The 26427-nt window shown below is 66.4% G+C and carries 29 protein-coding genes; 9 read left to right on the top strand and 20 right to left on the bottom strand.

The features are described from left to right. Positions 1-118: 118 nt before the first annotated feature. Positions 119-604, top strand: coding sequence for an outer membrane protein assembly factor BamE (locus AC1RRR_RS01990; protein WP_492810111.1), 486 nt, complete (start codon positions 119-121; stop codon positions 602-604). A gap of 272 nt (positions 605-876) precedes the next feature. Further along, a complete protein-coding gene (locus AC1RRR_RS01985; protein ID WP_492810110.1) occupies positions 877-1419 on the top strand; it encodes a response regulator in 543 nt (180 codons plus the stop codon). Positions 1420-1508: 89 nt separating this feature from the next. On the opposite strand, the gene AC1RRR_RS01980 is transcribed toward AC1RRR_RS01985, so the two are convergent. From AC1RRR_RS01980 to glyA, 7 genes are all read right to left on the bottom strand, one after another. Continuing rightward, positions 1509-3662 carry a sodium-translocating pyrophosphatase gene (locus AC1RRR_RS01980; RefSeq protein ID WP_492810108.1) on the bottom strand — a complete coding sequence of 718 codons (2154 nt, stop codon included), beginning with the start codon at positions 3660-3662 and terminating at the stop codon, positions 1509-1511. 261 nt (positions 3663-3923) lie between these two features. After that, positions 3924-4418: a hypothetical protein gene (locus AC1RRR_RS01975; protein WP_492810106.1), complete on the bottom strand. Its 495-nt coding sequence runs from the start codon at positions 4416-4418 to the stop codon at positions 3924-3926. 40 nt (positions 4419-4458) lie between these two features. Beyond that, the gene (gene thiL / locus AC1RRR_RS01970) at positions 4459-5490 is read right to left on the bottom strand and encodes a thiamine-phosphate kinase (protein ID WP_492810105.1); all 1032 of its coding nucleotides are present in this window, start codon (positions 5488-5490) and stop codon (positions 4459-4461) included. Continuing rightward, positions 5477-5926 (bottom strand): transcription antitermination factor NusB, encoded by a 450-nt coding sequence (gene nusB / locus AC1RRR_RS01965; RefSeq protein ID WP_454715743.1) that lies wholly within the window; start codon positions 5924-5926, stop codon positions 5477-5479. The genes thiL and nusB overlap by 14 nt, the downstream gene beginning before the upstream one ends. Further along, the gene (locus AC1RRR_RS01960) at positions 5923-6387 is read right to left on the bottom strand and encodes a 6,7-dimethyl-8-ribityllumazine synthase (RefSeq protein WP_454715742.1); all 465 of its coding nucleotides are present in this window, start codon (positions 6385-6387) and stop codon (positions 5923-5925) included. Before AC1RRR_RS01960 ends, nusB begins: the two co-directional genes overlap by 4 nt. A gap of 64 nt (positions 6388-6451) precedes the next feature. Continuing rightward, positions 6452-6925, bottom strand: a complete 474-nt coding sequence (gene nrdR / locus AC1RRR_RS01955; RefSeq protein ID WP_454715741.1) for a transcriptional regulator NrdR — start codon at positions 6923-6925, stop codon at positions 6452-6454. Positions 6926-6956: 31 nt separating this feature from the next. After that, positions 6957-8243: a serine hydroxymethyltransferase gene (gene glyA / locus AC1RRR_RS01950; protein ID WP_492810103.1), complete on the bottom strand. Its 1287-nt coding sequence runs from the start codon at positions 8241-8243 to the stop codon at positions 6957-6959. 164 nt (positions 8244-8407) lie between these two features. Between glyA and AC1RRR_RS01945 the strand changes: the two genes are divergently transcribed. Continuing rightward, positions 8408-8851, top strand: a complete 444-nt coding sequence (locus AC1RRR_RS01945; RefSeq protein WP_492810101.1) for a Ros/MucR family transcriptional regulator — start codon at positions 8408-8410, stop codon at positions 8849-8851. Positions 8852-8952: 101 nt separating this feature from the next. Here the strand turns inward: AC1RRR_RS01945 and hemA are convergent, their stop codons facing one another. The 7 genes from hemA to AC1RRR_RS01910 all read right to left on the bottom strand — a co-directional run bounded on the left by hemA (position 8953) and on the right by AC1RRR_RS01910 (position 15350). Continuing rightward, positions 8953-10179: a 5-aminolevulinate synthase gene (hemA, locus tag AC1RRR_RS01940; RefSeq protein WP_454715736.1), complete on the bottom strand. Its 1227-nt coding sequence runs from the start codon at positions 10177-10179 to the stop codon at positions 8953-8955. 177 nt (positions 10180-10356) lie between these two features. After that, positions 10357-11316, bottom strand: coding sequence for a 3-hydroxyisobutyrate dehydrogenase (mmsB, locus tag AC1RRR_RS01935; RefSeq protein WP_492811742.1), 960 nt, complete (start codon positions 11314-11316; stop codon positions 10357-10359). An 11-nt stretch (positions 11317-11327) separates the two neighbouring features. After that, the gene (locus tag AC1RRR_RS01930; RefSeq protein WP_492810099.1) at positions 11328-12131 is read right to left on the bottom strand and encodes a class I SAM-dependent methyltransferase; all 804 of its coding nucleotides are present in this window, start codon (positions 12129-12131) and stop codon (positions 11328-11330) included. Between the two features lie 58 nt (positions 12132-12189). Beyond that, the gene (locus AC1RRR_RS01925) at positions 12190-13242 is read right to left on the bottom strand and encodes an enoyl-CoA hydratase/isomerase family protein (protein ID WP_492810097.1); all 1053 of its coding nucleotides are present in this window, start codon (positions 13240-13242) and stop codon (positions 12190-12192) included. A 7-nt stretch (positions 13243-13249) separates the two neighbouring features. Further along, entirely contained in the window at positions 13250-13849 is a 600-nt protein-coding gene (locus AC1RRR_RS01920) for a histidine phosphatase family protein (RefSeq protein WP_492810095.1), read from the bottom strand. After that, positions 13846-14208, bottom strand: a complete 363-nt coding sequence (locus AC1RRR_RS01915) for a DUF6968 family protein (RefSeq protein ID WP_492810093.1) — start codon at positions 14206-14208, stop codon at positions 13846-13848. Before AC1RRR_RS01915 ends, AC1RRR_RS01920 begins: the two co-directional genes overlap by 4 nt. After that, complete coding sequence (locus AC1RRR_RS01910; RefSeq protein ID WP_492810091.1) at positions 14205-15350, bottom strand: isobutyryl-CoA dehydrogenase; 1146 nt, start codon at positions 15348-15350, stop codon at positions 14205-14207. The genes AC1RRR_RS01915 and AC1RRR_RS01910 overlap by 4 nt, the downstream gene beginning before the upstream one ends. Positions 15351-15581: 231 nt before the next feature. Here AC1RRR_RS01910 and AC1RRR_RS01905 point away from each other — a divergent pair, with 231 nt between their 5' ends. From AC1RRR_RS01905 to AC1RRR_RS01885, 5 genes are all read left to right on the top strand, one after another. Next, the gene (locus tag AC1RRR_RS01905) at positions 15582-16040 is read left to right on the top strand and encodes a DUF2147 domain-containing protein (RefSeq protein ID WP_492810089.1); all 459 of its coding nucleotides are present in this window, start codon (positions 15582-15584) and stop codon (positions 16038-16040) included. Positions 16041-16101: 61 nt separating this feature from the next. Further along, positions 16102-17103, top strand: a complete 1002-nt coding sequence (hemB, locus tag AC1RRR_RS01900) for a porphobilinogen synthase (protein WP_492810087.1) — start codon at positions 16102-16104, stop codon at positions 17101-17103. A 1-nt stretch (position 17104) separates the two neighbouring features. Then, positions 17105-17968, top strand: coding sequence for a helix-turn-helix transcriptional regulator (locus AC1RRR_RS01895; RefSeq protein ID WP_492810085.1), 864 nt, complete (start codon positions 17105-17107; stop codon positions 17966-17968). A 31-nt stretch (positions 17969-17999) separates the two neighbouring features. Further along, positions 18000-19073, top strand: coding sequence for a serine hydrolase domain-containing protein (locus AC1RRR_RS01890; RefSeq protein ID WP_492810084.1), 1074 nt, complete (start codon positions 18000-18002; stop codon positions 19071-19073). 21 nt (positions 19074-19094) lie between these two features. Then, on the top strand, positions 19095-19493 hold the full coding sequence (locus AC1RRR_RS01885; protein WP_492810082.1) for an NUDIX hydrolase: 399 nt from the start codon (positions 19095-19097) through the stop codon (positions 19491-19493). On the opposite strand, the gene AC1RRR_RS01880 is transcribed toward AC1RRR_RS01885, so the two are convergent. Together AC1RRR_RS01880 and AC1RRR_RS01875 are read right to left on the bottom strand one after the other, a co-directional pair. Then, positions 19477-20493, bottom strand: coding sequence for a proline iminopeptidase-family hydrolase (locus tag AC1RRR_RS01880; protein ID WP_492810080.1), 1017 nt, complete (start codon positions 20491-20493; stop codon positions 19477-19479). The two genes, AC1RRR_RS01885 and AC1RRR_RS01880, sit on opposite strands and share 17 nt — an antisense overlap. A gap of 14 nt (positions 20494-20507) precedes the next feature. After that, a complete protein-coding gene (locus tag AC1RRR_RS01875) occupies positions 20508-21107 on the bottom strand; it encodes a TetR/AcrR family transcriptional regulator (RefSeq protein ID WP_492810078.1) in 600 nt (199 codons plus the stop codon). A gap of 73 nt (positions 21108-21180) precedes the next feature. Between AC1RRR_RS01875 and AC1RRR_RS01870 the strand changes: the two genes are divergently transcribed. Further along, positions 21181-22023 (top strand): metal-dependent hydrolase, encoded by an 843-nt coding sequence (locus AC1RRR_RS01870; RefSeq protein WP_492810076.1) that lies wholly within the window; start codon positions 21181-21183, stop codon positions 22021-22023. 41 nt (positions 22024-22064) lie between these two features. Here AC1RRR_RS01870 and glyS read toward each other — a convergent pair whose 3' ends face one another. The 4 genes from glyS to AC1RRR_RS01850 all read right to left on the bottom strand — a co-directional run bounded on the left by glyS (position 22065) and on the right by AC1RRR_RS01850 (position 26397). Beyond that, positions 22065-24059: a glycine--tRNA ligase subunit beta gene (gene glyS, locus AC1RRR_RS01865; protein WP_492810074.1), complete on the bottom strand. Its 1995-nt coding sequence runs from the start codon at positions 24057-24059 to the stop codon at positions 22065-22067. Between the two features lie 5 nt (positions 24060-24064). Then, on the bottom strand, positions 24065-24964 hold the full coding sequence (locus tag AC1RRR_RS01860; protein ID WP_223395069.1) for a glycine--tRNA ligase subunit alpha: 900 nt from the start codon (positions 24962-24964) through the stop codon (positions 24065-24067). 85 nt (positions 24965-25049) lie between these two features. Further along, the gene (locus AC1RRR_RS01855) at positions 25050-25961 is read right to left on the bottom strand and encodes a fasciclin domain-containing protein (protein ID WP_492810071.1); all 912 of its coding nucleotides are present in this window, start codon (positions 25959-25961) and stop codon (positions 25050-25052) included. A gap of 85 nt (positions 25962-26046) precedes the next feature. Further along, positions 26047-26397 (bottom strand): DMT family protein, encoded by a 351-nt coding sequence (locus tag AC1RRR_RS01850; RefSeq protein ID WP_492810069.1) that lies wholly within the window; start codon positions 26395-26397, stop codon positions 26047-26049. Positions 26398-26427: the final 30 nt, after the last annotated feature.

The raw sequence follows: 26427 nt of genomic DNA, 5'->3' as shown, positions 1-26427 counted from the left end.
AACGCCTCGATTTCGCCGCGACATCCCGCTAGACGCGGGGTCCGCTTTCACGCGGGCATTGAACTAAGCTCCCGCGGGCGATAGGTCAAAGTCTGCATTTTTCCGGTTCGGAGCCTTGATGTCTCGCCCCGCCGTTTTCGCCGCCGCTATTCTCGGCCTGGCGATCGCCACTTCGGCCTGCACGCCGCTGACCAGCTACTCCGGCTTCCAGGCCATCGAGGCCCGTCCGGCCGACATGAAGGTCGGCGAGGACTCCAAGTCGACGCTGATGGAAAAGCTGGGTTCGCCGTCGGTCGTTTCGACCTTCGACCAGAACACCTGGTACTACATCTCGCAGACCACCGACCGCGTGGCCTTCTACATGCCGCGCGTGATCAAGCGCGACGTCGTGGCCATCAAGTTCAACGCGGCCGACGAAAAGGTCGCCTCGGTGAACACCTACACGCTGAAGGACGGCAAGGTCATCGCCTATAACGGCCGTGAGACCCCGACCCGCGGCCGCGAGATGACCATCCTGGAACAGCTGCTGGGCAACGTCGGCCGTGGCGGCATGCTCCCGCAGGACGACGAGGCTCCGGGCCAGCGTCCGGGCGACCGCCGCTAGACGTTCCAGAAAAAGTCGACAACTCGACAGATTAGAAAAGCCGTTCACCGCAAGGTGGACGGCTTTTTCGCGCGTGGAGTGTGGCGCGCCGCCACGACCTACTCACAGGCGTGAGTAGAAGAGCGCCATTCATTCTGAATTCGGTGTTCACCTTCTTAATTCAAGTAAGTAACCGCGCTCTCAACACTTCATAAACCCGAAACGGGTCAACTGCGGCCTCTGATCTCCAAGGTTTTGGAGAACGAATTCATAGCGGCGGTGGGAGGCGCACTATGGAGGGCATGGATCTTCGTGACGTCGCCATTCTGCTGGTCGACGACAACGCCAACATGCGCAAGGTGATCAGCCAGATTCTGAAGGCTGCCGGCGTGCGCAAAATTCGTGAAGCCAGCGATGGCCTCGAAGCGCTGAAAATCTTTCAGTCGCAAGAGATCGACCTGATCTTCACCGACCTGATGATGTCGCCGGTCGATGGCCTGGCGTTCATCCGCTGGATCCGTACATCGACGGCCAGCCCCAACCCTTATGTGCCGGTCATCATGATGACGGGGCACGCGACGCAGCGCTCGCTGAACGACGCGCGGATGGCGGGCGTCACCGAGTTCCTGGCCAAGCCGCTGACGGCGCGCGGGGTCATGCACCGGATCAATGAGATCGTGAACAACCCTCGCCCCTTCATCCGGGCGAGCGAATATTTCGGCCCCTGCCGGCGTCGGCGGATCGACCACGACTTCCAGGGCGTGGACCGCCGTGGCGCGCCGCAGGTCGAGGTTCAGGACGCCCTGGCCGAGATGGACCATGAGGACGTCTACTGAGTTCTTCTCAGTCCCCGAAAACACCGTCCTCAGCAAAACGCCCCGGAGTTTCCTCCGGGGCGTTTCCTTTTTCAGGCTCTGACTAAAGATCAGACGCCGTGGGCCAGCACCGCCAGCAGCAGCAGGGCCACGATGTTGGTGATCTTGATCATCGGGTTCACGGCCGGACCGGACGTGTCCTTGTAGGGGTCGCCGACGGTGTCGCCGGTGACGGCGGCCTTGTGGGTCTCGCCGCCCTTCTTGTGCAGGACGCCGTTCTTGTCGGTGAAGCCTTCCTCGATCACCTTCTTGGCGTTGTCCCAGGCGCCGCCGCCGCTGGTCATCGAGATGGCGACGAACAGGCCGGTGACGATCACGCCCATCAGCATGGCGCCGAGCGCGGCGAACGCGTCGACCTTGCCGGCGATGGCGTTGATCACGAAGAACAGCACCACCGGCGAAACGACCGGCAGCAGGCTGGGCACGATCATCTCGCGGATGGCGGCCTTGGTCAGGATGTCGACGGCCTTGCCGTACTCGGGCTTGACCTCGCCGGTCATGATGCCCGGGTTCTCACGGAACTGGCGACGCACCTCGGCGACGACCGACTCGGCCGCGCGACCGACGGCGGTCATCGACAGGCCGCCGAACAGGAACGGCAGCAGGCCGCCGAACAGCAGACCGACCACGACGTACGGGTTCGACAGGTCAAAGGTCACCGCGCCCATGCCGTCGAAGAAGCTGCCCGGCGCAGCGTTGGCCGAGAAGAACTTCAGGTCCTCGGTATAGGCGGCGAACAGCACCAGGGCGCCTAGGCCCGCCGAACCGATGGCGTAGCCCTTGGTGACGGCCTTGGTGGTGTTGCCAACCGCGTCCAGGGCGTCGGTGGTGACGCGGACTTCCGGCGGCAGGCCGGCCATCTCGGCGATGCCGCCGGCGTTGTCGGTGACCGGACCGAAGGCGTCCAGGGCGACGATGAAACCGGCCAGCGACAGCATGGTCGTGGTGGCGATGGCGATGCCGAACAGGCCCGCCAGGTTATAGGTCACCACGATGCCGACGATGATGGTCAGGGCCGGCAGGGCCGTGGATTCCAGCGACATGGCCAGGCCCTGGATCACGTTGGTGCCGTGACCCGAGACGCTGGCCTGAGCCACCGACTTCACCGGGCGGAAGTTGGTGCCGGTGTAGTACTCGGTGATCACCACGATCAGCGCGGTGACGGCCAGACCGGCCAGACCGCAATAGAACAGGCTGTCGGCGTCGAAGGTCTTTTCGGTCGCGGTGCCCAGGCCGACGGTGACGGCGGCCGGCACCAGCTGGTGGATCACATACCAGACGGCCGGGATCGACAGGACGCCGGTGACGATCAGGCCCTGATACAGGGCGCCCATGATGTTCTGGCTCTTGCCCAGACGCACGGCGAACGAGCCGATGATCGAGGTCACGATGCAGATGGCGCAGATCGCCAGCGGCAGCAGCATCATCGACGACACCGCTTCGGTGCCGCGGAAGAAGATCGCCGCCAGGACCATGGTGGCGACCGTGGTCACCGCGTAGGTCTCGAACAGGTCGGCGGCCATGCCGGCGCAGTCGCCGACATTGTCGCCGACGTTGTCGGCGATGGTCGCGGCGTTGCGGGGGTCATCTTCCGGGATGCCAGCTTCCACCTTGCCCACCAGGTCGCCGCCAACGTCAGCGCCCTTGGTGAAGATGCCGCCGCCCAGACGGGCGAAGATCGAGATCAGCGAGGCGCCGAAGCCCAGGGCCACCAGCGAGTCGACCACCACGCGGTCGGTGCCGGCGTGGCCAGTCGACAGCAGCAGGGCGTAGTAGCCCGCTACGCCGATCAGGGCGAAGCCGGCCACCAGCATGCCGGTGACGGCGCCGGAGGTGAAGGCCATCGACAGGCCCTTGGCCAGGCTCTCGGACGAGGCCTGTGCCGTGCGGACGTTGGCGCGGACCGAGATCAGCATGCCGGCGAAACCGGCGGCGCCCGACAGGATGGCGCCCAGAGCGAAGCCGACGGGCTGCTCCCAAGATTTGAAGAAGAACGCCAGAATGGCGATCACCACCACGCCGACGATGCCGATCGTCGTGTATTGGCGGTTCAGATAGGCCTGGGCCCCTTCCTGGATCGCCGCGGCGATCTCCTGCATTCGTGCATTGCCGGCCGAGGCCCGCATCAGACTGGCTGATTGTACGGCGCCGTAAAGCACCGCCAGCAGCCCGGCCCCGATGGCCAGATTAAGCCAAAGACTCATTAGGTTCTTCGCCCCTTCGCGCTTCCAATCACGAGGGGTGCGCCAATCCCGGCGGCTGGAGGCTAAAGCGAGCGCCAAATATGACGAACGCTAAACCGCCGCCCGGATCGACGGGCGGGCCTTTGGCCTCGTGCCCCCTCGATGCTCCCTGAATGACCGCCGAACGGCGTCATCCAAATGAGACTGTCAGATGGCCGGGGGGCGCGCAACCCGTGTCGGCGCAAGCGTTTGGCGAGGCAAAGCTTGGCCGCTGCGGCGGAATCAGGGGTTCAAAGGGCCCGTATTGCTCGCCGAGGCGGCGCCAGCCTTGGGCGGCATCAGCTGCTGACGGGGGATCTGCTTGACGATCTCGACCGAGGCGACCTTGCCCTTGCCGAACAAGGTATTGCACTGGCTGAGGACGAAGCCGGTCAGGCGCGGACCGTCGACTTCCTTCCAGGTATCGGTGCGGGTGAAGGGGGTCTTGTAGGCCGCGCGGACGATGGCGTCGCGCAGCACCGGCTCCTGGTCCTTGAAGGACTCGACCTCGGTTCCGGAGGTCAGCTTCAGGGTCATGGCCACGAAGACGTAGTTGACGATCCGGCCGTTGGCGATCAGCGGAATGGTCATCGAACCCAGCTTGTAGGTGGGATCGAGCGCCTGGCCCTCGCCTTCCTTCTTTTCCTTCTTACCGCTGCTGGCGAAGGCAGGGGCGGCCACAACGCTGAAGGCGGCGGCGAGCAGGAGGCGGCGCGAGGGCGTGACGAGACGGGTCATGGGTCTTTCCCATAACCGACAGGCCTTGAGATTAACCTAACTAGCCGTGCAACCAGCCCAGGCGGGATGGCGTGACGTCGCGGCCCTTATAGTAGGCCGAGACCCCCTCGCCTTCCACGAACTCGCCGATCTCGCTGACCTTCACGCCCGCGGCGGCGGCGGCGATGCGGAAGTTCCAGGCTTCGTTGGGATCGACGGCGCAGATGATTTCGTAGTCGTCGCCACCGGAGGCCAGGGAGATGCGACCCTCGACCTGCTCGGGCTGCTGGTCCAGCCAGGCCTGACCGCCGGGCGACAGCGGCAGGCGCTCCAGGTCGACCCGGACGCGGCAACCACTGGCCTTGGCGATGTGGGCGCTGTCGGCCAGCAGGCCGTCGGAGACGTCGGCGGCGGCCTTGGCGTGGACACGCATGGCGTCGCGCAGGGTCACGCGGGGCTCGGGCTGGCGATAACGACGCAGCATGGCGCCGTCGGCGTCCATGACCTCGCCCCACTGGGCCAGCAGGCCCAGCCAGCCGTCGCCGATGGTGCCCGAGACCATCAGGCGGTCACCCGGCTTGGCGCCCCGGCGCAGGACGGCCGCGCCTTGCGGCACCCAGCCCAGCAGGGTCGCCGAAACGACCAGCGGACCCGAGGTGGTGACGGTGTCGCCGCCCAGCAGCGAGATGTCGAAGGCGGCCCCGTCCTCGGCCAGGCCTCGGGCGAAGGTCTCGCGCGAGGCGACGTCGGAGCCCGAAGGCCAGCCGACGGCCAGGAAATAGCCGTAGGGCTCGGCGGCCTTGGCGGCCAGGTCCGAGAGATTGGTGCGCAGCAGCTTGCGCGCGACGACGTCCAGGGCCTCGTCGGCCAGGAAGTGCACGCCGGCGACCATGGCGTCCTTGGTGACCACCAGGTCGTAGCCCGGACGTGACGGCAGCACGGCCGCGTCGTCCAGCAGGTCCAGCGCCACGGGATCGCCGCGCGTCAGCGGACGAAGAAGGCGTTCGATATGGTCGAATTCGGTCGCAGGCGCTGCCGCCGTGGGCGGAGCGTCGTCTTCTGCGAACCAGTCGTCTTCGTCAGTCTCGTGCATCACGGGCTATCGCGTCGAGGGCGCCATTGATGAAGCCTGACTCGGGTCCTTCGAAAAAGGATTTCGCGATCTCGACGTACTCATTGATGACGACTTCGGTCGGAACATCCGGCCGGAACATCAGTTCGAAGGCCCCGGCGCGCAGGACGGCGCGGGCCGTGGCGTCCAGGCGCTCCAGTCGCCAGCCCGAGGCCAGACGCTTGACGATGCCCTGGTCGACCTTGGCCTGGTTGCTCACCACGCCCTTGGCCAGCTCTTCGAAGAACTTTTCGTCGGCGGCGGCCAGGCGCTCGCCCTCGACGTCGCGGTCGAAGCGGTGCTCGCCGAACTCGCGAACCACGGAGTCGACGCCGGCGCCCGAGACTTCCATCTGGTACAGGGCCTGGACGGCGGCGAGGCGCGCCACCGAGCGCGGTTGGATGCGGTTGCCGCTCATCGGGCCTGTCCCAGCAGTTGACGCTTCAGAGCGATGGTTTCGAGGCACGCCTTGGCGGCCGCGCCGCCCCGGTCGCCTTCGCTGACCCGCGCGCGGGTCCAGGCCTGAGCCTCGTCGTCGACGGCCAGCACGCCGAAACCGATCGGCAGACGCTTGCCCACGCCCAGGTCCTGCAGGCCGCGAGCGGTCTCGTGAGCCACAAGCTCGAAATGATAGGTCTCGCCGCGAATGACCAGGCCCAGGGCGACATAGCCGTCATAGCGCACGCCGACGGGCCGGTGACCGGCCTCTTCGGCCATGGCGATGGCGGTCGGAATCTGCAGCGCGCTGGAGACCGTGATCACGTCATATTCGGCGCCCTGAGCCTCGATGGCCTGGGCGGCTCCGCGCAGCAGTTCGTCGGAGATCCCCGAATGGCTTCGGCCCTCCACGATCAACAGGCGGATGTTGTCTTCAACCATCTAGCTCGAATCTCCACGGCCACGCTCGCCGCGCGACCAAAAGCACACATCAGGGATTAACGAACTATAGCTCGTCTTCGGCGACGTCGCTCAGACCTTCTTCGGTCAGGAATTTCGCGAAGTCGCTCGTTTCCTTGAAATCCCGGTAGACCGAGGCGTAGCGGACATAGGCCACGTCATCGAGCGATTTCAGCGCCTTCATGACCATTTCGCCCACCGCCGACGACGGAAGCTCGGTCTCGCCCATGCTTTCCAGCTGGCGGACGATGCCGTTGATCATCCGATCGATCCGCTCGGCCTCGACCGGCCGCTTCTGAGTCGCCAGGGCGATCGAGCGGACCAGCTTGTCACGATCGAACGGCGAACGACGGCCCGAACGCTTCAGGATGATCAGCTCGCGCAGCTGGACCCGTTCGAAGGTCGTGAACCGGCCACCGCATTCGGGGCACATGCGACGACGGCGGATAGCCGCGCCGTCTTCCGACGGGCGGCTGTCCTTGACCTGGCTTTCGGCATGGCCGCAGAAGGGACAACGCATGATGTGGCCCCTCCCGCGGCGCCTGATGCCATTAGTTGTAGATCGGGAACCGGGCCGTCAAGGCCAGCACTTCCTCGCGCACCTTGGCTTCGGCATCGGCGTTGCCGTCCGGGCCATTGGCGGCCAGGCCGTTGATCACTTCGCCGATCAGTTCGCCCACGCGGGTGAACTCGGCTTCCTTGAAGCCACGGGTCGTGCCGGCCGGCGTGCCCAGGCGGATGCCCGAGGTGATCGTGAACGGCGCGGTGTCGAACGGCACGCCGTTCTTGTTGCAGGTCATGTGGGCGCGCTCGAGGCTGTGCTCGGCGTCGCGGCCGGTCACGCCCTTGGGACGCAGGTCGACCAGCATCAGGTGGCTGTCGGTGCCGCCCGAGACGATGTTGACGCCCGACTTCAGCAGGGCTTCCGACAGCGCTTTGGCGTTGGCGATGATCTGCTTGGCGTATTCCTGGAAGGACGGCTGCAGCGCCTCACCGAAGGCCACTGCCTTGGCGGCGATGACATGCTCAAGCGGACCGCCTTGCAGGCCCGGGAAGACCGCCGAGTTGACCTTCTTGATGATCGCCTCGTCATTGGTCAGCACCATGCCGCCACGCGGACCACGCAGGGTCTTGTGGGTGGTGGTGGTGACGACGTGGGCGTGCGGGACGGGGTTGGGGAACACGCCGCCGGCCACCAGGCCCGCGAAGTGGGCCATGTCGACCATCAGATAGGCGCCGATCGAGTCGGCGATCTCGCGGAACTTGGCGAAGTCGATCTCGCGGCTGTAGGCGCTGCCGCCGGCGATGATCAGCTTGGGCTTCTCGCGCTGGGCGATCTCGGCCACGCCGTCATAGTCGATCAGCTGGTCCTGTTGGCGGACGGTGTAGCTGATCGGCTTGAACCACTTGCCCGACTGGTTGGCGGGCGAGCCGTGGGTCAGGTGACCGCCGGCGGCCAGGTCCATGCCCAGGAAGGTGTCGCCCGGCTGCAGCAGCGACATGAACACCGACTGGTTGGCCTGCGAGCCCGAGTGCGGCTGGACGTTGGCGAAAGCCGCGCCGAACAGCTTCTTGGCGCGCTCGATGGCGATCGTCTCGATCTCGTCGACGAACTCGCAGCCACCGTAGTAGCGCTTGCCGGGATAACCCTCGGCGTACTTGTTGGTCAGGATCGAGCCCTGAGCTTCCAGCACCGCCTTCGAGACGATGTTTTCCGAAGCGATCAGTTCGATCTGGTTCTGCTGACGGTCCAGCTCGCGACCGATGCGGTCGAAGATATCACGGTCCGCGGTGGCGAGGTCCGCGCCGAAAAAGGCGCTGGTGGTGGATTGGGTCATGACGCTCTCCAGGCGTTTGGGGGAGTCAGCAGAGGCGCCCTCTTTAACGGGTAAGGCGCGGCGATCAATCTCGGAACCACATGCAAAGCTGTGCGTTGCAGTCGCGTAGGGCGGCGCTGACCGCCCGCGACAAAACATCTGCAACAACAGTAGTGGGGTTTCTCATGGCGTCTCAGGGCGGCGGCACGGACACGGCGAACGACAACGACGTCGACATCCTGGGGCTCAGCGCCGAGATCGTAGCGGCCTATGTCGGCCAGAACACAGTGTCCCAGACGGCCATTCCCGACCTTATCCGCACGGTTCACGAGGCCCTGACCTCGCTGAACAATGGCGGCGAGGCTCCGCGCCCGGTCGAGAAGGCCAAGCCGGCCGTGCCGGTGGGCCGCTCGGTGCAGCACGACTTCATCATCTGCCTGGAAGACGGCAAGAAGCTGAAGATGCTGAAGCGCTACCTGCGCTCGCACTACGACATGAGCCCCGAGGAATACCGCCGCAAGTGGGGCTTGCCGCCGGACTATCCGATGGTGGCGCCGGCCTATGCGGCCCGTCGCTCGGACTTCGCCAAGAAGATCGGCCTGGGCAAGGGCGTGCGGCGCGGCAGCTAGCTGCACTCCGCCTACCAGGCACGCGAACGCCGCCGGGCTCCGGCGGCGTTTTTCGTTTCGACGTTGTGGGGTTCGGTCGAAGTAGAAGTCTGGACTGTTCCTTAGGCCGCGTGGCCGCCCATGCGGGCGACGTTGCAGTGAGCCCACAGCTTTTCCATCGCCGACACCAGCTTGCGCATCATGTCGTCGGAGTGGAACGGCGTGGGCGTGAAGCGCAGACGCTCGGTGCCGCGCGGCACGGTCGGGTAGTTGATCGGCTGCACATAGACGCCGTGATCGGCCAGCAGCATGTCGCTGATCAGCTTGGTGTGGACCGGATCGCCGACCAGCACGGGGACGATGTGGCTCTCGTTGTCCATGACCGGCAGACCGGCGGCCTTGAACATGGCCTTCAGGGTCGCGGCGCGCTCCTGATGGATCTCGCGCACTTCCGGGTGCTGCTTCAGCCAGCGGACGCTGGCCAGGGCGCCGGCCACCAGGGCGGGCGGCAGCGAGGTCGTGAAGATGAAGCCCGAGGCCATCAGGCGGATAGCGTCGATCACCACGGCGTCGCCGGTGATGTAGCCGCCCATCACGCCGAACGCCTTGCCCAGCGTGCCCTCGATGATGTCGATCTCGCCCATCAGGCCTTCGCGCTCGGCGACGCCGCCGCCGCGCGGGCCATACATGCCGACCGCGTGGACCTCGTCCAGATAGGTCATGGCGCCGTATTTCTTGGCCAGGGCGGCCGTGGCGCGGATGTCGGCGATGTCGCCATCCATCGAATAGACGCTCTCGAACGCGACCATCTTGGGCGCGTCGGCCGGAGCGGCCGCCAGCAGTTCCTCGAGGTGCTCAAGGTCGTTGTGACGGAACACCTTGCGCGGACCACCGCCGTTGCGGATGCCGGCGATCATCGAGGCGTGGTTCAGCTCGTCCGAGAAGATGATCAGGCCGGGCAGGATCTTCTGCACCACCGACAGGGTCGCCTCGTTCGAGACATAGCCCGAGGTGAACAGCAGGCCGGCTTCCTTGCCGTGCAGATCAGCCAGTTCCTGCTCCAGCAGGACGTGGTCGTGATTGGTGCCCGAGATGTTGCGGGTGCCGCCCGAGCCCGAGCCGTGTTCGTCGACGGCCGCCTTCATGGCGTCCAGCACGATCGGGTTCTGGCCTTGGCCCAGATAGTCGTTGCTGCACCAGACCACGACTTCGCGTTCCGAGCCGTCCTGGCGGGTCCAGGTGGCCCGCGGGAACTGCCCACGCTGACGCTTCAGGTCGGCGAAGACGCGGTAACGGCCTTCTTCGCGGATCTGGTCGACGGCGCTGCGGAACGCGGCTTTGTAGTCCATGTCGATCTTTCAAACCGCCGGGCGATCGTCCGACGGTCCCCTTAATTCCAGGCTCGGCTTTTCGCACCAAGCATCGTTAGTGTCCATCTAAGGGCGTTTACCTAGCAAATAGAATTGCGCGATTGGACGCATAGACGAAACCGATAGCTCTGCGACGAACGCAGCGTTTTGGTCGATTCAGTTCAAGTCCGCCAGCCTGCCGCGCAACATCTGGATCACGGCCGAGAAGTCCTTGCCCCCAAAGCCGTTGCCGTCGAACAGGGCATAAAGCGCCTCGGCCTGGGCGCCCATCGGCGTGGAGGCCCCGGCCTTGGCCGCCGCGTCCTGGGCCAGTTTCAGGTCCTTCAGCATCATGGCCGTAGCGAAACCGCCCTCATAGTGGCGGTCGGCCGGGGTCTGCGGCCCGACGTCCGGCACCGGGCAATAGCTGGTCACCGACCAGCACTGGCCCGACGACTTGCTGGCGATCTCGAAGAACCGGTCGGCGCCGAGGCCCAACTTCTCGGCCAGGGCGAAGGCTTCACACGTCCCCAGCATCGAGACGCCCAGTAGCATGTTGTTGCAGATCTTGGCCGCCTGCCCTGCCCCGTGGTCGCCGGCGTGGATCGTCACCCGCGACATCGGCGCCAGCGCGGCCTCGATGGCCGGGAAATCGGCGGTGTCGCAGCCGACCATGAAGGCCAGGGTTCCGGCCTCGGCGGCCATGATCCCGCCCGACACCGGCGCGTCGGCGAAGCGGAAACCCGCCTCGGCGGCCTGCTTGGCCACGACGCGGGCGCTCTCGACGTCGATGGTCGAGCAGTCGATCAGCAGGGCCGACTTCGGCGCATGGGCCAACACCTGCTCGGCATAGACCGAACGGACGTGCGGACCGGCCGGCAGCATGGTGATCACCACCTCGGCGTCGGTCACCGCCTCGGCCACCGACGTCGCCGCGTGACAGCCGGCCGCCACGGCCCGCTCGACCGCCGCCGAGGACAGGTCGAAGGCGCGGACATGGTTCTGGGCCTTGGCCTGGTTTGCGGCCATGCCGCCGCCCATGTTGCCCAGGCCGATAAAGGCGATGCGCGTCATCGTGAAGCTCCCTGCAAATGCGAACCGCGCCTCATGGGCGCGGTTCTTATCGTTGTATTTTATGCGTTTTCCGCTTAGCGCGCCGTCGACGGCTTGCGGAACTTGTAGACGAACTGGTCGGTCTTGCCGCGGATCGAGGCGTCGTAGACGTTGGTCTTGCGGTTGTCGGCGGGGTGACGCAGGACCTTGCTTTCGCCCTCGAAGATGAAGCCGGCGGCCGTGACCTCGGCGCGGACGACGGCGGCGTCGATGCGGTGCAGGTCCTCGGTGTTGCGCAGGCCCGAACCCGCTTCCGCCGAGTGGTCGATGACCATGTAGACGCCGCCCGGCTTTAGCGAGCGGAAGATCTGGCGGTTCACGACCGACAGGTCGGCCGGGCCCATGAACTTGTCGTGCATGTCGTGATAGTTCAGCGCCGTGAACACTAGGTCCAGCTTCTCGGGGGCCGAGAAGTTGGGCAGCGTGTTCAGGACTACCTTCACGTTCGAATATTCCGGATCGCGGGCGATGGCGCTCACCGCCGGCTCGCGCTTGGCCAGCTTGGTCAGCTCGTCGGGCACATAGGCGTAGACAGCCCCGCGCGGGCCGACGGCCTTGGAGAGAATGCGGGTGAAGTAGCCGCCGCCGGGAATCAGGTCGGCGACCTTGGCGCCCTGGCGCACGCCGGCGAAGGCCAGCACTTCGGCCGGACGGCGATCGTTGTCCCGGATCATGTCGGCGGCCGGACGCGACGGATCGCTCGTGGCGGCGGCGATGTTAGCCGGAATGCTGGCGGCGACGGGGCCCGAAGGCGGCGGAGGCGGCGGGCCCAGCATCGGTTGCGTGGCGCAGGCGGCGAGGCCCAGCACCGCGATGAGACTGAGAAGCGGCTTACGCATGGCAATCCTTCCGAACCGACGTGTTCTTAATTGAAGCGACGTTAGCCTACGCAATCGGTTACGTCAGCGGTACCCATTCTTCCGCTGCGGGAAGCGGCGCGAAAATCTCTTCGATCATCGCGTCGGTGACCTCTTCCAGGGTCGCCGGGTTCCACTTGGGCGCGTTGTCCTTGTCGACGATCACGGCCCGAACGCCCTCGATGAAGTCGTGCTTCATCACCACCCGCGAGCCGATCCGGTATTCCATGGCCATGTTCTCGGCGAAGTCGGTCATGGCCTCGCCGCGCTTCAATTGTTCGAAGGCCACCTTCAGCGTCTGGGGCGACTTGGTCTTCAGGACTTCCAGTTGAGCCTTGCCCCAGTCGCTGGAGTCGAGGGTCAGGAACTCGAAGATCTCCTCGACAGTCTCGCCGACGAACAGGCGGTTCAGGTCCTGCTCGAAGCCCAGCAGCGCAGCCTTGCCGGCGTCGGCGCGGTACTTTTTCAGGATCTCCTCGATGCGGCGCGGATCGGCGATGATCGCCTTCTTCAGCCCCGCGATGGCGCCGAACTCCACGTGGTGGGTGGCGATCCCTAAGCGCATGCAGTCCGCGCCTTTGATCCGCGCGCCGGTCAGGGCCAGCCACAGCCCCGCCTTGCCCGGCAGGCGCGGCAGGTACCAGCCGCCGCCGACATCCGGAAACAGGCCGATGCCCGTCTCGGGCATGGCGAAGGTCGTGCGCTCGGTGGCGATGCGCACGTGGGCCGGCATCGAGATGCCGACGCCGCCGCCCATGACGATGCCGTCCATCACCGCCACCACCGGGGTGTCATAAGTGAACAGCAGGTGGTTCAGTTGGTACTCGGTGTGGAAGAAGGCCCGCGCCTCGACGCCGTCCTTGGCCCCGCTCTCGGCCAGCATGCGGATGTCGCCGCCGGCGCAGAAGCCCCGCTCGCCCGCATGGTCGATCATGACCATGTAGATCTCGGGGTCCTCCTGCCAGTCCAGCAACGCGCCGATCATGGTCTCGCACATGCCCTGGGTCAGGGCATGCAGGGCCTTGGGACGGTTCAGGGTGATGCGACCGACGTTCTTCTCGACGCTGATCAGGACTTCGGGTTCGTCGGTCATGGGAATCCTAGACGGGCTCGACGACAGGCGCGCAGGCCAGGCGATCGATCTGGCCGTTGCTGAGACGGAAGATGGCGTCTTGCGGCGTATCCAGGCGGATCACCTGCTCGCGGGGCAAGCCCGCATAGGCGCCGCGCAGCATCCAGCCGGCGATGCCATGGCTGACCACGATTAGCTTGCGTTCGGGCTCCGCGGCCTGCTCGGCCAGCCAGCCGGAGATGCGGCCCATGATGTCGTCATAGGTCTCGCCATTCGGCGACTTGAACGCCCATTCCGGGTCGGTGAGCAGCGCGGGGTTCTCGGCCTTGACCTCGTCGCGCAGGCGGTTGGACCAGTCGCCGACGCTGATCTCCATCAGGCGATCCTCGAAGGCCACCGGCAGGCCCAGGCGCGCGCCGATCGTCTGCGCCGTGTCGCGCGCCCGGCGCAGCGGGCTGGCGACGATGCGCCAGTCCGCCGGCGGATCGCGCTGGATCAGGTCGAACAGCAGATCGCCCATCGCCGCCGCCTGGGCGCGGCCCAACGGGGTCAGATCGGACTCGGTCTGGCCCTGCATGCGGCCTTCGCGGTTATGGAAGGTCTGGCCGTGGCGACAGAGATAAATCATTTGGCCTCGAAACGCGCTTTTCGCTCGGCGGCGATGTCCGCCATCGCCGGCAGGACCGGCAACCCCAGATCGTCTTCCGGCGCGAACCAATAGACCGGGCTCTGCGATGCGAGAAGCTCGGAGCCGACTATCGAGAGCGCCAGGAACAGGGCCTGCGTAGAATCTCCGCGGCCCACCCGCCGTATCCGCTTTCGGCCGTCGGACCAGACGGTCTCGACCGGGCACTCCCAACCTACGTCTATCGGCTCGGGCTGGAACCAGCGGATCAACAGGGGTTGCGGCTTGTCGTCGACGACGATCCAGAAGCTCCGCTCGCAGGCGACGCGCTCGGCCAGCGGAACCTCCGGTGCGTCACTCACTGCCGGAACATCTCGCGGGCGATGATGACACGCATGATTTCGTTGGTCCCTTCCAGGATCTGGTGCACCCGCAGGTCGCGCACGATGCGCTCCAGCGGATAGTCCTGGAGGTAGCCGTAGCCGCCGTGCAGCTGCAAGGCGTCATTGGCCACCTGGAAGCCGGCGTCGGTCGCGAAACGCTTGGCCATGGCGCACAGCTTGGTCGCTTCGGGGTGCTTGTTGTCCAGCGCGTGGGCGGCGCGGCGCACCATCAGGCGGGCGGCCTCCAGCTCGGTGGCCATGTCGGCCAGCTTGAACTGCAGCGCCTGGAAGTCCTTCAGCGCTTTGCCGAACTGGTTGCGCGTTTCCATGTAGGCCTTGGCCGTGTCGAGGGCGAACTGCGCGCCGCCCAGCGAGCACGAGGCGATGTTCAGGCGCCCGCCGTCCAGGCCCATCATGGCGAAGCGGAAGCCCTCGCCTTCCTGGCCAATGCGATTGGCGACCGGCACGCGGCAGTTGTCGAAGTTCACCTGGGCGGTCGGCTGAGCGTTCCAGCCCATCTTGCGCTCATTGGCCCCGAAGCTGAGCCCTTCCGTCCCCTTCTCGATCACGAAGGCCGACACGCCCTTGGCGCCGTCGCCGCCCGTGCGGGCCATGACGACATAGACATCCGACACGCCGCCGCCCGAGATGAAGGCCTTGCCGCCGTTCAGGACATAGTGGTCGCCGTCCAGCTTGGCCGTGGTGCGCATGTTGGCCGCGTCCGAGCCCGAGCCCGGCTCGGTCAGGCAGTAGCTGGCGATCAGCTGCATCGTGGTCAGGCGGGGCAGATAGCGCTGGCGCAGCTCATCGGAGCCGAACCGATCGATCATCCACGAGGCCATGTTGTGGATGGTCAGGTAGGCCGCCGTCGGCACGTCGCCGTAGCTCAGGGCTTCAAAGATGATCGAAGCGTCCAGGCGCGACAGGCCACTGCCGCCGACGTCTTCTGTTACATAAATACCGGCGAAGCCCAGCTCGGCGGCCTGGCGCAGCGTGTCGACGGGGAAGTGTTTCTGCTCGTCCCACTGCGCCGAGAACGGGGCAAGCTGTCCCTCGGCGAACGAACGGGCCGCATCCTGGATTGCGACTTGATCTTCATTCAGCGCGAAATCCATGCGCACTTCCTCCCGTTTGGGGCAGAACCGCCCTCAGCTTCTTAGCCGCTGACGTGCCGCGCCTAAAGCCTGCTGTCAACGCGTGTCACAGCCGCCGTTTAGTGTGACCTGAAATCCTCCGTTACACGGTGTGTACCGTCTGTGACCCCGCTCCCCCTTGATAACCATCGTCTTTCACTCCAAATGGCCAGTCTCGAGTCTGGGCGTTCTCAAACACAAAAAACTGCATCAACGACTATGCGTTTCCTGAAACTTGCTCTTGCCGCCGTCACGGTGGCTCTTGGAATGGCTGCGGCCACCGCACCGGCCTATGCCGGCGGCGATATCTCGCGCTCGTATGGCGTCTGGCGCAATCCGAAGAACTCCGTGCATCTGGAGATCAAGGACTGCGGCCCCAGCACCTGCGGTGTCGTGGTGTGGGCGAGCGCCAAGGCCGAGGCCGATGCGCGCAAGTCCGGCACGGACACCCTGATCGGCAAGCAGCTGCTGCGTGACTTCGAGGCCCAGGACAACGGCACCCTGAAGGGGCGCGTCTGGGTTCCGACCCTGAAGGTCACCCTGGTGGGCTCGGCCGACATCGTCGACACCCGCACCATGCGCGCCAAGGGCTGCGTGCTGGGCAACTTCCTGTGCAAGTCGCAGCTGTGGACCCGTATCGAAGGTCCGTCGGTGCTGGCCTCGCGGGCTGCCCCCTAATCCACCCACTTAAGGACGCATGCGTCTTGCCTCGCGCGGCCTCCCGCGCGACATCAGGCGCATGACCGTTCCGCCCCTCGCCCCCTATCCGCACACCCGTCTGCGCCGCGTGCGCCAGGCCGACTGGACCCGCCGCCTCGTCCGCGAGAGCGAAGTCCGACCGTCCGACCTGATCTGGTCGATGGTGGTGCACGAGGGCGAAGGCGTGATCCCGGTGGCTTCGATGCCGGGCGTCGAACGCCTGTCGGTGAAAGAAGCCGCCAAGGCCGCCGTCCGCGCCCGTGACCTGGGCATCCCGGCCATCGCCATCTTCCCGCACATCGACGGCAGCCGCAAAGACGCCACCGGCTCGATCGCCGCCGATCCGGACGGCGTCATCCCCCGCGCCGTGAAGGCCATGAAGGACGCCGCCCCCGAAGTCGGCATCATGTGCGACGTCGCCCTGGACCCCTTCACCGACCATGGCCACGACGGCGTGATCGAGGGCGGCAAGATCCTCAACGACCCGACCATCGAGCGCCTGATCGAACAAGGCATCATGCAAGCCGAGGCCGGCGCCGACATCCTGGCCCCGTCCGACATGATGGACGGCCGCATCGGCAAGCTGCGGGCCGCGCTGGAGGGCGCCAACCACCAGGACGTGATGATCATGTCCTACGCCGCCAAATACGCCTCGGCCTTCTACGGCCCGTACCGCGACGCCATCGGCTCGGCCAAGCTGGCCGGCGGCCAGGGTGACAAGAAGACCTACCAGATGGACCCGGCCAACACGGAAGAGGCCATCCGCGAGGTCGCGCTCGACATCGCCGAGGGCGCCGACATGGTCATGGTCAAGCCGGGCATGCCCTACCTGGACATCCTGCGCCGCCTGGTCGACGAATTCCGCATGCCCACCTACGCCTTCCAGGTGTCGGGCGAGTACGCGATGATCATGGCCGCCGCCCAGAACGGCTGGATCGACCAGGATCGCGCCATCCTGGAAAGCCTGACCGCCTTCAAGCGGGCCGGCGCGGCGGGGATCATCACCTATTTCGCGCCCTGGGCCGCCGAGAAGCTGGGCTGACATGGCCGCGCCGAGGACCGCCTTCAGCCAGGGCCGGTTCTACGGCGCGCCGACCGTCGAGCGCCAGCTGACGGGCGTACGCCTGGCGCACCTGGAAGCCACCAAGCGCGCCGACGATGTCGACGAGCACAGCCACGACGACACCCACTTTGTGCTGGCCACCCATGGCCGCTACATCACCACCGCCGCAGGGCCTGAAACCGAAGGCCCGGTGCTGGTCTACAACCCGCCCGGCGTCGTGCACCGCGATCGCTTCGTAGACGGCGGCGGCTTTTTCCTGGCCGTCAGCTTCAGCCCCACCGACTGGCGCGCCCTGGCCGACGCCGGGAGGGGCGCGGCGATCGACGCCTTGCGGCTGACCGGTCCGCCCGCCCGTCGCGCGGCCCTTCGCCTGACCCGCTCGCTGCTGGCTCAGGACAACGAGGCGCTGTCGCTAGAAGGCCTGAGCCTGGAGTTGGCCTCGCAAGCGATCACCCCCGTATCGGATGGCGACAAGCGCCCGTCCTGGCTGGATCGCGCCGAGACCTATCTGGCCGACACGTTCGACCAGCCGATCAATGTCGCGGATCTCGCGCAGATCGCCGGCGTCCATCCGGTCCACCTGGCGCGCGGCTATCGCCGCTGGCTGGGCGCGGCGCCGGGTGATCGCCTGCGCACGCGCCGGCTGGAGCGCGCCGCCGACTTGCTGATGCGTGGCCGCGACCCGATCGGCGAGATCGCCCTGGCCTCGGGCTTCTGCGACCAGAGCCACCTCAATCGCCAGTTCGTGAAGGCTTATGGCGTCACCCCCGGCGAGTTCGTGCGCCTGTGCGGCCGCCGGCCGATTGTTGCAAGCGTCCAAGACGAGGCTGCCAGCGCGGCCTAGACGGCCAAGCTCAGCCCCTGGAGTTTTCGCCTTGAAAGCCTTCGCGTTCGCCGCCGCCCTCGTGCTCGCCCCGCTCTCCGCCCAGGCCGCCGACTGGACCACCGCCGCGCCGGCCACCGAAGGCGTTTCGGCCGCCAAGCTCGACGCGATGTCGGCCGCCATCAAGGCCGGCGAGTTCCAGAAGATCACCAGCGTCCTGGTCGCCCGCCACGGCAAGCTGGTGTTCGAGGCCTATTACGACCAGGACGGCGCCGAGGCCCGCCGCAACACCCGCTCGGCCACCAAAACCGTCACCGCCATGCTGGCCGGAGCCGCGATCGCCCGTGGCGCCCTGCCTAGCGTTGACGCGCCGATCAAGACCTACCTCAAGGGCCGCCCGCCGGCCGCCAATCCCGATCCGCGCAAGGACAAGGTCACGGTCAAGGACCTGCTGACCATGAGCTCCATCGCCGAGTGCGATGACGACAACACCTTCTCGCGCGGCAACGAGGAGCGGATGTATCTGATCGAGGATTGGGTCGGCTTCTATCTGGACCTGCCGGTGCGCGGCTTCCCGGACTGGAGCCCCAAGCCCGAGGCTTCGCCCTATGGCCGCAGCTTCAGCTACTGCACCGCCGGCGTCGTGACCCTGGGCCAGGTCGTCCAGAACGCGGTGAAGACGCCCCTGCCCGCCTTCGCCGACGAGGTGCTGTTCAAGCCGCTCGGCATCGAGAACCCGAAGTGGCAGATGTCGCCCACCGGCCTGGCCATGGGCGGCGGCGGCCTGGGCCTGCGTAGCCGCGACCTGCTGAAGCTGGGTCAGCTGTACGCCAATGGCGGCCAGTGGAAGGGCAAGCAGGTCCTGCCGGCCGACTTCGTCAAGGCCTCGGTCACGCCGCACGCCAATGCGCGGGAGAACACCGACTACGGCTATCTGGTCTGGCTGCAGAGCTTGGCCGGTCACAAGGCCTGGCTGATGAGCGGTTCGGGCGGCCAGAAGGTGGCGATCGTCCCGGACCTGGATCTGGTGGCGGTGATCACCACGACCAACTTCGGCGTCCGCCAGCCGCACGCCATCTCCGAGAAGCTGCTGGCCGAGCACATCCTGGCGGCGGTCGAGAAGTAGCGACTCGGCTACCCTCCCCGCATGAGCCGCGTCCTCGACATCGTCACCGCCGTGATCCGCGACGCGGACGGCCGCATGCTGCTGGTCCGCAAGCGTGGGACGACGACCTTCATGAAACCTGGCGGCAAGCGCGACGGCGGCGAGGACGACCTGACCACCCTCACCCGTGAGCTCGACGAAGAGCTGGGCTGCCGGCTGGTCCACGCCGAGCTGCTGGGCAACTTCTCGGCTCCGGCCGCCAACGAGGCCGGGTTCACGGTGCAGTCGGCGACCTACCTCGCCACCGTCGAGGGCGAGATCGCCGCCCGCGCCGAGATCGAGGAACTGGCCTGGATCGATCCGGCAGCGCCGGGCGACCTGCGCCTGGCGCCGCTGCTGACCGAGCAGGTGCTGCCCGCCCTGCTCAATCGAGCGGCTTGAGGAACTTGGTCAGCGCCGTGAAGTAGTTGGCTTGGTCGTCGTACATCGACATGTGCGAGCCGTTCGGCATCAGGGCGTACTGGCCCTTGGGCAGCTTCTTGGCCATCGACGCCATATAGGCCGGATCCATGGTGTCGTACGTCCCGGCGATCACCAGGGTCGGGACGTTGATCTTGCCCAGGTCCTCGAACCGATCCCACTTTTCCAGCCGCCCGCTGGCGCCCAGTTCGCTGGGGCCCTGCATTAGGGTGTAGAGCTCGCCGTTCAGGTGCGCGAACGAGCGCACGACCGGCTCGGGCCACTGCGCCTGCGGCCGCCGCAGGATGTGCTTTTCGTAGTGCAGCGGCACCAGGATCTCCATGTAGCGGGGGTCGCTGGTCTTGCCCGCCGCCTCCAGCGCCTTGACCTCGGCCAGCAGCTTCTGGTCCATGGCCGGCATCAGGGTCTTCTGAGCGTAGGCGTTGTAGGCCGGGATCGAGGCCATCATGTTCGAGATGACCAGACATTTGACGTTGGCCTGGTATTTCAGCGCGTACTCGATCGCCAGGATGCCGCCCCAGCTGTGGCCCAGCAGGCAGAAGTCGTCCTTGGTCAGGCCCAGGCTCTTGCGGACCTGCTCCACCTCTTCCACGAAACGCTCGGTGGTCCAGAGGTCGGTGTCGGTCGGCTTGTCGCTGTTTCCCGAGCCCAGCTGGTCGTAATAGATGTACTCGACGCCCTCGCGCGGCAGGTAGCTGTCGAACGCCTCGAAATAGTCGTGCGTCGCGCCCGGCCCGCCGTGCAGCAACAGCAGCTTCAGCTTCGGATTATTGCCGACGCGCTTGGTCCAGACCCGGAACTTGCCCTTGGGCGTGTCGATGTCGACCATCTTCACACCGCCCGCCCAGGCGTCCGGATGGCCGGTGTTGTCGTAGTAGCTGGCCGGCGGCGCTTGTTGCGCCAGGGCCGGCGCGGCGATCAGCGTCAAGGCCGCCGCGACGCAAGCGAACAGAGCTTTCATGGTCCCCTCCAGGATCAACGCGCGCCGGTCAGCCGGCCTTCGATCAGTTCCAGCGCCAGTTCCCGCGCCCGCTCCGGCGGACGGCCCAGCAGGGCGCTGAGCGTCGGGCCAAACAGGCCCACCCCCACCGCCAGAATGATGTTCAGCAGGATGAAGTCCACCGCCGCCTCACGGTCGACGCCGCTGTCGCGCGCCAGGCGGGTCTGGACGATCTCGTCGACCACCTCGCGCACCAGGGTCATGCGCGCGCCCTCGCCCGTCAGCTCCAGCCAGGCCGCCAGCCTTGCCGCGCCCTTGGCCTCGAAGGCGTCGAACAGGGCCTGGGCCCCGACGCCCAGCACCGCATCGGGTCGGTCCAGCGCCGCCAGCACCTTGTCGGTCAGCTGCCGGATCATCCGCTCCATCAGCGCCGTCTCGACCCCGGCGATCGAGCCGAAGTGGTGGATGACGTTGGCGTGGACGACACCCGCGGCCTTGGCCACATCGGCCAGCTTGATGGCCTGCGGGCCGTGCTCGACCAGCAGCGCCTCAGCGGCGGCCAGGATGTTCTCTCGCGCGGCCTCGGGCGTGCGGCGGACACGGGTCTTCGGAGCGACGGTTGGCGCTATTGACATTTTTGTCAGTACAACTCACTCTGCGCCTATCAAGAGGCTGAGACAGCCCTAAACCGGCGGAGCGCAGAACGCCATGATCGACACCAAAACCACGCCGGCGGACCTCGATGTCACCCCGCGCGACATCCGCTTCGACCTGGCCGACGCCCAAAAGGGTCACTGGCTGGGCGGCGATCCCGTTGGCACGGCGGTGTTCAACGCCCTGTCCCTGACCTTCCCCGACGGCGAGCGCCTGTTCATGGACGCGGTGCGCAACTACCGCCACCTGCTGACTGGCAAGCTCTTGGACGACGCCAAGAACTTCATCGCCCAGGAAGCCATCCACTCGCGCGAGCATCATCAGCTGAACAGCCTGATCGACCGCGAGCGCTATCCGGTCGCCGAGATCGAGGAGACGGTGAAGGGCCGCGTGAAGATGGCCCGCGAGCGCGGCAAGATGGGCATGCTGCTGTCGACCATCGCGCTGGAGCACTTCACGGCGATGATGGCCGAGATGCACGTGCGTCATCAGGACCTGTTCGATCGCGCCCATCCCGAGGTCGAGAAGCTGTGGCGCTGGCACGCCATGGAGGAGACCGAGCACAAGGCCGTCGCCTATGACGTCTTCATGGTCGCGACCAAGGATTGGACGGCGCGCCGCCGCTATTTCATGCGCTGCCGGGCGATGTTCTTCGTGACCATCATGTTCACCCGCAACATCTGCCGCTACGCCGCCCGCCTGTTGGAGACCGACGGCTACACGCCCAAGGCGGCGCTGAAGGCGGTGAACGCGTTCGTGTGGGGCAATCCCGGCCTCTTCCGCCGCGGCTGGAAGACCTATTTCGCCTGGTACCGCCCCGGCTTCCATCCCTGGGACCAGGACGACCGGGAGGCGTTCGCCGGCTGGAAGGCCGAGTTCGACGCGGCGGTGGCTTAGTCCAGAAACAAGAACGGCGGCCTCTCGGCCGCCGTTTTCGTTTAGCCCCCGATGAGACCGAAGTCCGCCACCTGCCCCATGGCGTCACGCACGGCGGCCAGGGTCTTCAGGCGGTTGTCGCGATGCTCGGGCTCGTTGACGAAGACGCCGTCCAGATAGGCGTCGACCGGACCGCGCAGCTCGGCCAGCTGGGTCATGGCGCCGGTGAAGTCTTCCTTGGCGAGGGCTTCCTTCAGCGGCTTATCCAGCAGGCGCAGGGCGTTGTAGAGCCCCACCTCCGCATCGCTGTCGGCGGTCGGCGCCTCGGGAGCTCCGACCGGCAGAGCGCCCTTCTTCTCCTCGGCCTTGAGGATGTTCGAGGCGCGCTTGTATCCGGCCATCAGGGTCTTGCCGTCGTCGGTCTTCAGGAAGCCGTCCAGAGCCTCGACCCGCGCGACGATGCGCGCCAGGTCGTCGTCACCCAGAGCGAAGACGGCGTCGACGAGGTCGTGGCGCTTGCCTTGATCGCGCAGGGTGACCTTCAGGCGGTCGGCGAAGAAAGCGATCAGGTCGTCCTTGCCGAACTTGGCCAGCGACAGGCGCAGGTTATTTTCCAGGATGATCCGGATCACGCCCAGCGCGGCACGGCGCAGAGCATAAGGATCCTTGGAACCCGTCGGCTTCTCGTCGATGGCGAAGAAGCCCACCAGGGTGTCGAGCTTATCGGCCAGCGCCACGGCGATGCTGACTGGCGCGGTCGGCACGGCGTCCGAGGGGCCTTGCGGCTTGTAGTGGCCTTCGATCGCGGCGGCGACCTCGGCGTCCAGGCCGAACTGGCGGGCGTAGTAGCCGCCCATGACGCCTTGCAGCTCAGGGAACTCGCCGACCATCTGCGAAGCAAGGTCCGCCTTGGCCAGGCGCGCGGCTTCCTGGGTCTTGGCGACGTCCGCGCCGACCAGCGGGGCGATCTCGCCGGCCAGGGCGACGATGCGCTCGACGCGCTGGGCCATGGTGCCCAGCTTGGCGTGGAAGGTGACGCCGTTCAGCTTTTCCAGCCACGGCTCGAAGCCGACCTTGACGTCCTCGTCCCAGAAGAAACGGGCGTCGGACAGGCGCGAGGACAGCACCTTGGCGTTGCCGGCCGCGATCACCGCGCCGCCGTCGGCCGCCTGGATGTTGGCGATGGTGATGAAGTGCGGAGCCAGGCCCGTCTCACCGGCCTTGCGGACGGCGAAGTACTTCTGGTGCGTGCGCATCGAGGTGCGGATGACCTCGGGCGGCAGGCTGAGGAACACCGGGTCCATGTCGCCCAGCACCGGCGTCGGCCATTCGGCGAGACCGGCGACTTCCTCCAGCAGGCCCTGGTCCTCGACCAGTTCCAGGTGACGGGCGAAGCACAGGGTCTTGCAGCCTTCGAGGATACGCTCCTTGCGTTCCTCGACGTCGAGCACGACGAAGTGGGCTTCCAGGCCCGCCGCATACTCGTCGAAGTCCTTGGCCGTGAACGGCTGGGCGTCACCCATGAAGCGGTGACCCTCGGTGACGTCGCCGCTCGGGATGCCCTCGATGGCGAACGGCACGACCTCGCGGTCCAGCACGCAGAGGATCCGCTTCAGCGGACGCACCCAGCGCAGCTTCTTGGTCCCCCAGATCATCGACTTGGGCCACGGGAAGCCCCGCACGATGGCTTCGACCATCTCGGCGACGATCTCCGGGGTCGGACGGCCCTTCTTCTCGATGAAGGCCATGTAGACGCCGTCGCGCTCGACCAGCTGGTCTTGCGTCAGGCCGGCCTTGCGCAGGAAGCCTTCCATGGCTTGCGGCGGGGCGCCGACGCGCGGGCCCTTCAGCTCTTCCTTGCGGTCGGCCTGGGCCAGCGGCAGGCCTTCGGCCACCAGGGTCAGGCGGCGCGGGCCGGCGAAGGTCTTCAGGGCCTCGGGCAGGAAGCCGGCGGCGGCCAGGTGCTCGCGCGCCATGCGCTCCAGGTCCTTGGCGGCCTGGGCCTGCATGCGGGCGGGGATCTCTTCCGAGAACAGTTCGAGGAGAAGTTGGGGCATCGTACTTACGCGGCTTCCTGCTGATCGACCCAGGCGCTGGCGCACATCTTACAAAGGTCGCGGATGCGGCCGATGTAGCTGGCGCGCTCGGCGACGGCGATCGCGCCGCGGGCGTTCATCAGGTTGAAGAGGTGGCTGGCCTTGAGGACCATGTCGTAGGCGGGCAGCACCAGGGCCTTGTTCTGGTACGAGCGGGCCAGCATCAGCGGCACCTGCTCCTCCATCTGCTCGAACTGCTGCTTGAGCACGCTGACGTCATAGCCGTGGAAATTGGCTTCCGACTGCTGACGCTCGTTCTCCAGGAACACGTCGCCATAGGTCGTCGCGCCCAGCGGCGAGTCCGGGTCGTTGAACGGCAGGTCATAGACGTTGTCGACGCCGAACACGTACATGGCCAGGCGTTCCAGGCCGTAGGTCAGCTCGCCGGCGACCGGCGAGACGTCCAGGCCGCCCACCTGCTGGAAGTAGGTGTACTGGCTGACTTCCATGCCGTCGCACCAGACTTCCCACCCCAGGCCCCAGGCGCCGACAGTCGGGTTTTCCCAGTCATCTTCCACGAAGCGGATGTCGTGGGTGCGCAGATCCAGACCGATCGCTTCCAGCGAACCCAGGTACAGGTCCTGCATGTTCTCGGGGTTCGGCTTCAGGATCACCTGGTACTGGTAATAGTGCTGCAGGCGGTTGGGGTTCTCACCATATCGACCATCGCCCGGACGGCGCGAGGGCTGCACATAGGCCGCGTTCCAGGGCTTGGGGCCCAGGGCGCGCAGCACGGTGGCCGGGTGCAGGGTGCCCGCCCCCACTTCCACGTCGTGCGGCTGCAGGATGATACAGCCCTGCCGGCTCCAATAGTCATGGAGCGTCAGGATCAGGCTTTGGAAGGACTTGGGTTTTTCGCGCGACATCAATCGAAGCAGGCCTAGAAAAAAGTCGGCGGACCATAGGGCCCGCCGACTGCTGCTTCAAGCGATGTCCGAAGCGTAGAAGGGCTTAGTTGCCCTTCGGCGCCGTGCGCTTGCCGGCGTTCGACATCGGCTTGCCGTACTTGGCGCGGTTTTCCGGGGTGTCGGCCACCGGCGGGTTGGAGACGACATTGGGATCGCCGGCCTTCAGCGAGGCCTGGGCTTCCGGCGATTGCGACGACACCGGCACGACGCCCGAGGTGTTCACGGCCGCCGAGGTCGCGGTCGGCGACGCGGCCGGATCGGCGGCCATGTCGGTGGCCGAGGTCGGCGCCGACGGGGCATTCGGATCGGCCGGCATGGTCTGCGGCGCGGCCGGGGCCATCTGCTCGTTAGCCGCCACGTTCATGGTCGCGCCGGCGTCGGTCGCCGAGGCGGCGGCCTGCAGGCCGGGCACGTCCTTGGGGATCAGCACCTTGTCGACCACGTGCAGCACGCCGTTGCTGGCCATGACGTCGGTCTGGGTAATCGTGGCGCTGTCGACCATCGGGGTCGTCCCCGAGCCGTCCAGCAGCAGCGACGAGCCCTCGACGCTCTTCACTTCACCCTTGGCGCCCTTGATCTTGGTGGAGTCCACCTTGGCGTTGATCAGGTGGTACGTGAGCACCTTTTGAAGCATCGGCCCGTTCTCGGGCAGCATCAGCTTGTCCAGCTCGCCGGCCGGCAGGGCCGCGAAGGCCGCGTCGGTCGGGGCGAAAAGGGTCAGGTTCTGGTTGGTTTTCAGGACGCTGGTCAGGTTCACCGCCCCGACGGCCTTCAGGAAGGTGGTGAACTGGCCCGACGCCGTGGCGGTGTCGATCAGGTCGCCCTTGGCCACGACGGGCGAAGCGGCGGCCGGCGCCTGCGCGGCGGGCGCCGGAGCAGCCATGTCTTGAGCTTGGGCGGCGCCGGCCAGCAGGGCGATAGCCGCGGCGGCGGTCAGGAGACGCTTGGTGTTCATGGTCGAGTTCCTCTCGGTTCGAGCGGTGTACGCCCGGACAAGGGACTCGGTTCCGTGATCACGGGCTCGTGATCACATCAAAGCTTCACCTGAAGAAGAACACGACCGCCACCCCGGCGACGATCAATGAGAAGCCGGCAAGGGTCGACCATTTAATGGCTTCACCCAGATAGAAATACGAAAACAGGATGAAGACCAATAAGGTGATGACTTCCTGTCCCACCTTCAACTGCGCTGTCGAATACACGTTATGGCCGATACGATTGGCCGGAACCGCCAGCATGTATTCTGGCAGCGCGATCAGCCAGCTGGACAGGATCGCGATCGGCAGCGCCATCGGCTTGCCCTTCAGGTGACCGTACCAGGCGTAGGTCATGAAGACGTTGGACATCACCAGCAGCACCCAGGGCGCGATCTTCATAACGAGGGGCGGCATGGCGCGGGCTCCGGAGCTGGGCGGTAGGAT

The sequence above is a fragment of the Caulobacter sp. GW821-FHT12D05 genome (genome assembly GCF_058807295.1).
Note: the sequence above shows the minus strand (reverse complement) of the source record. Positions and strands in the feature narration are given on the sequence as shown.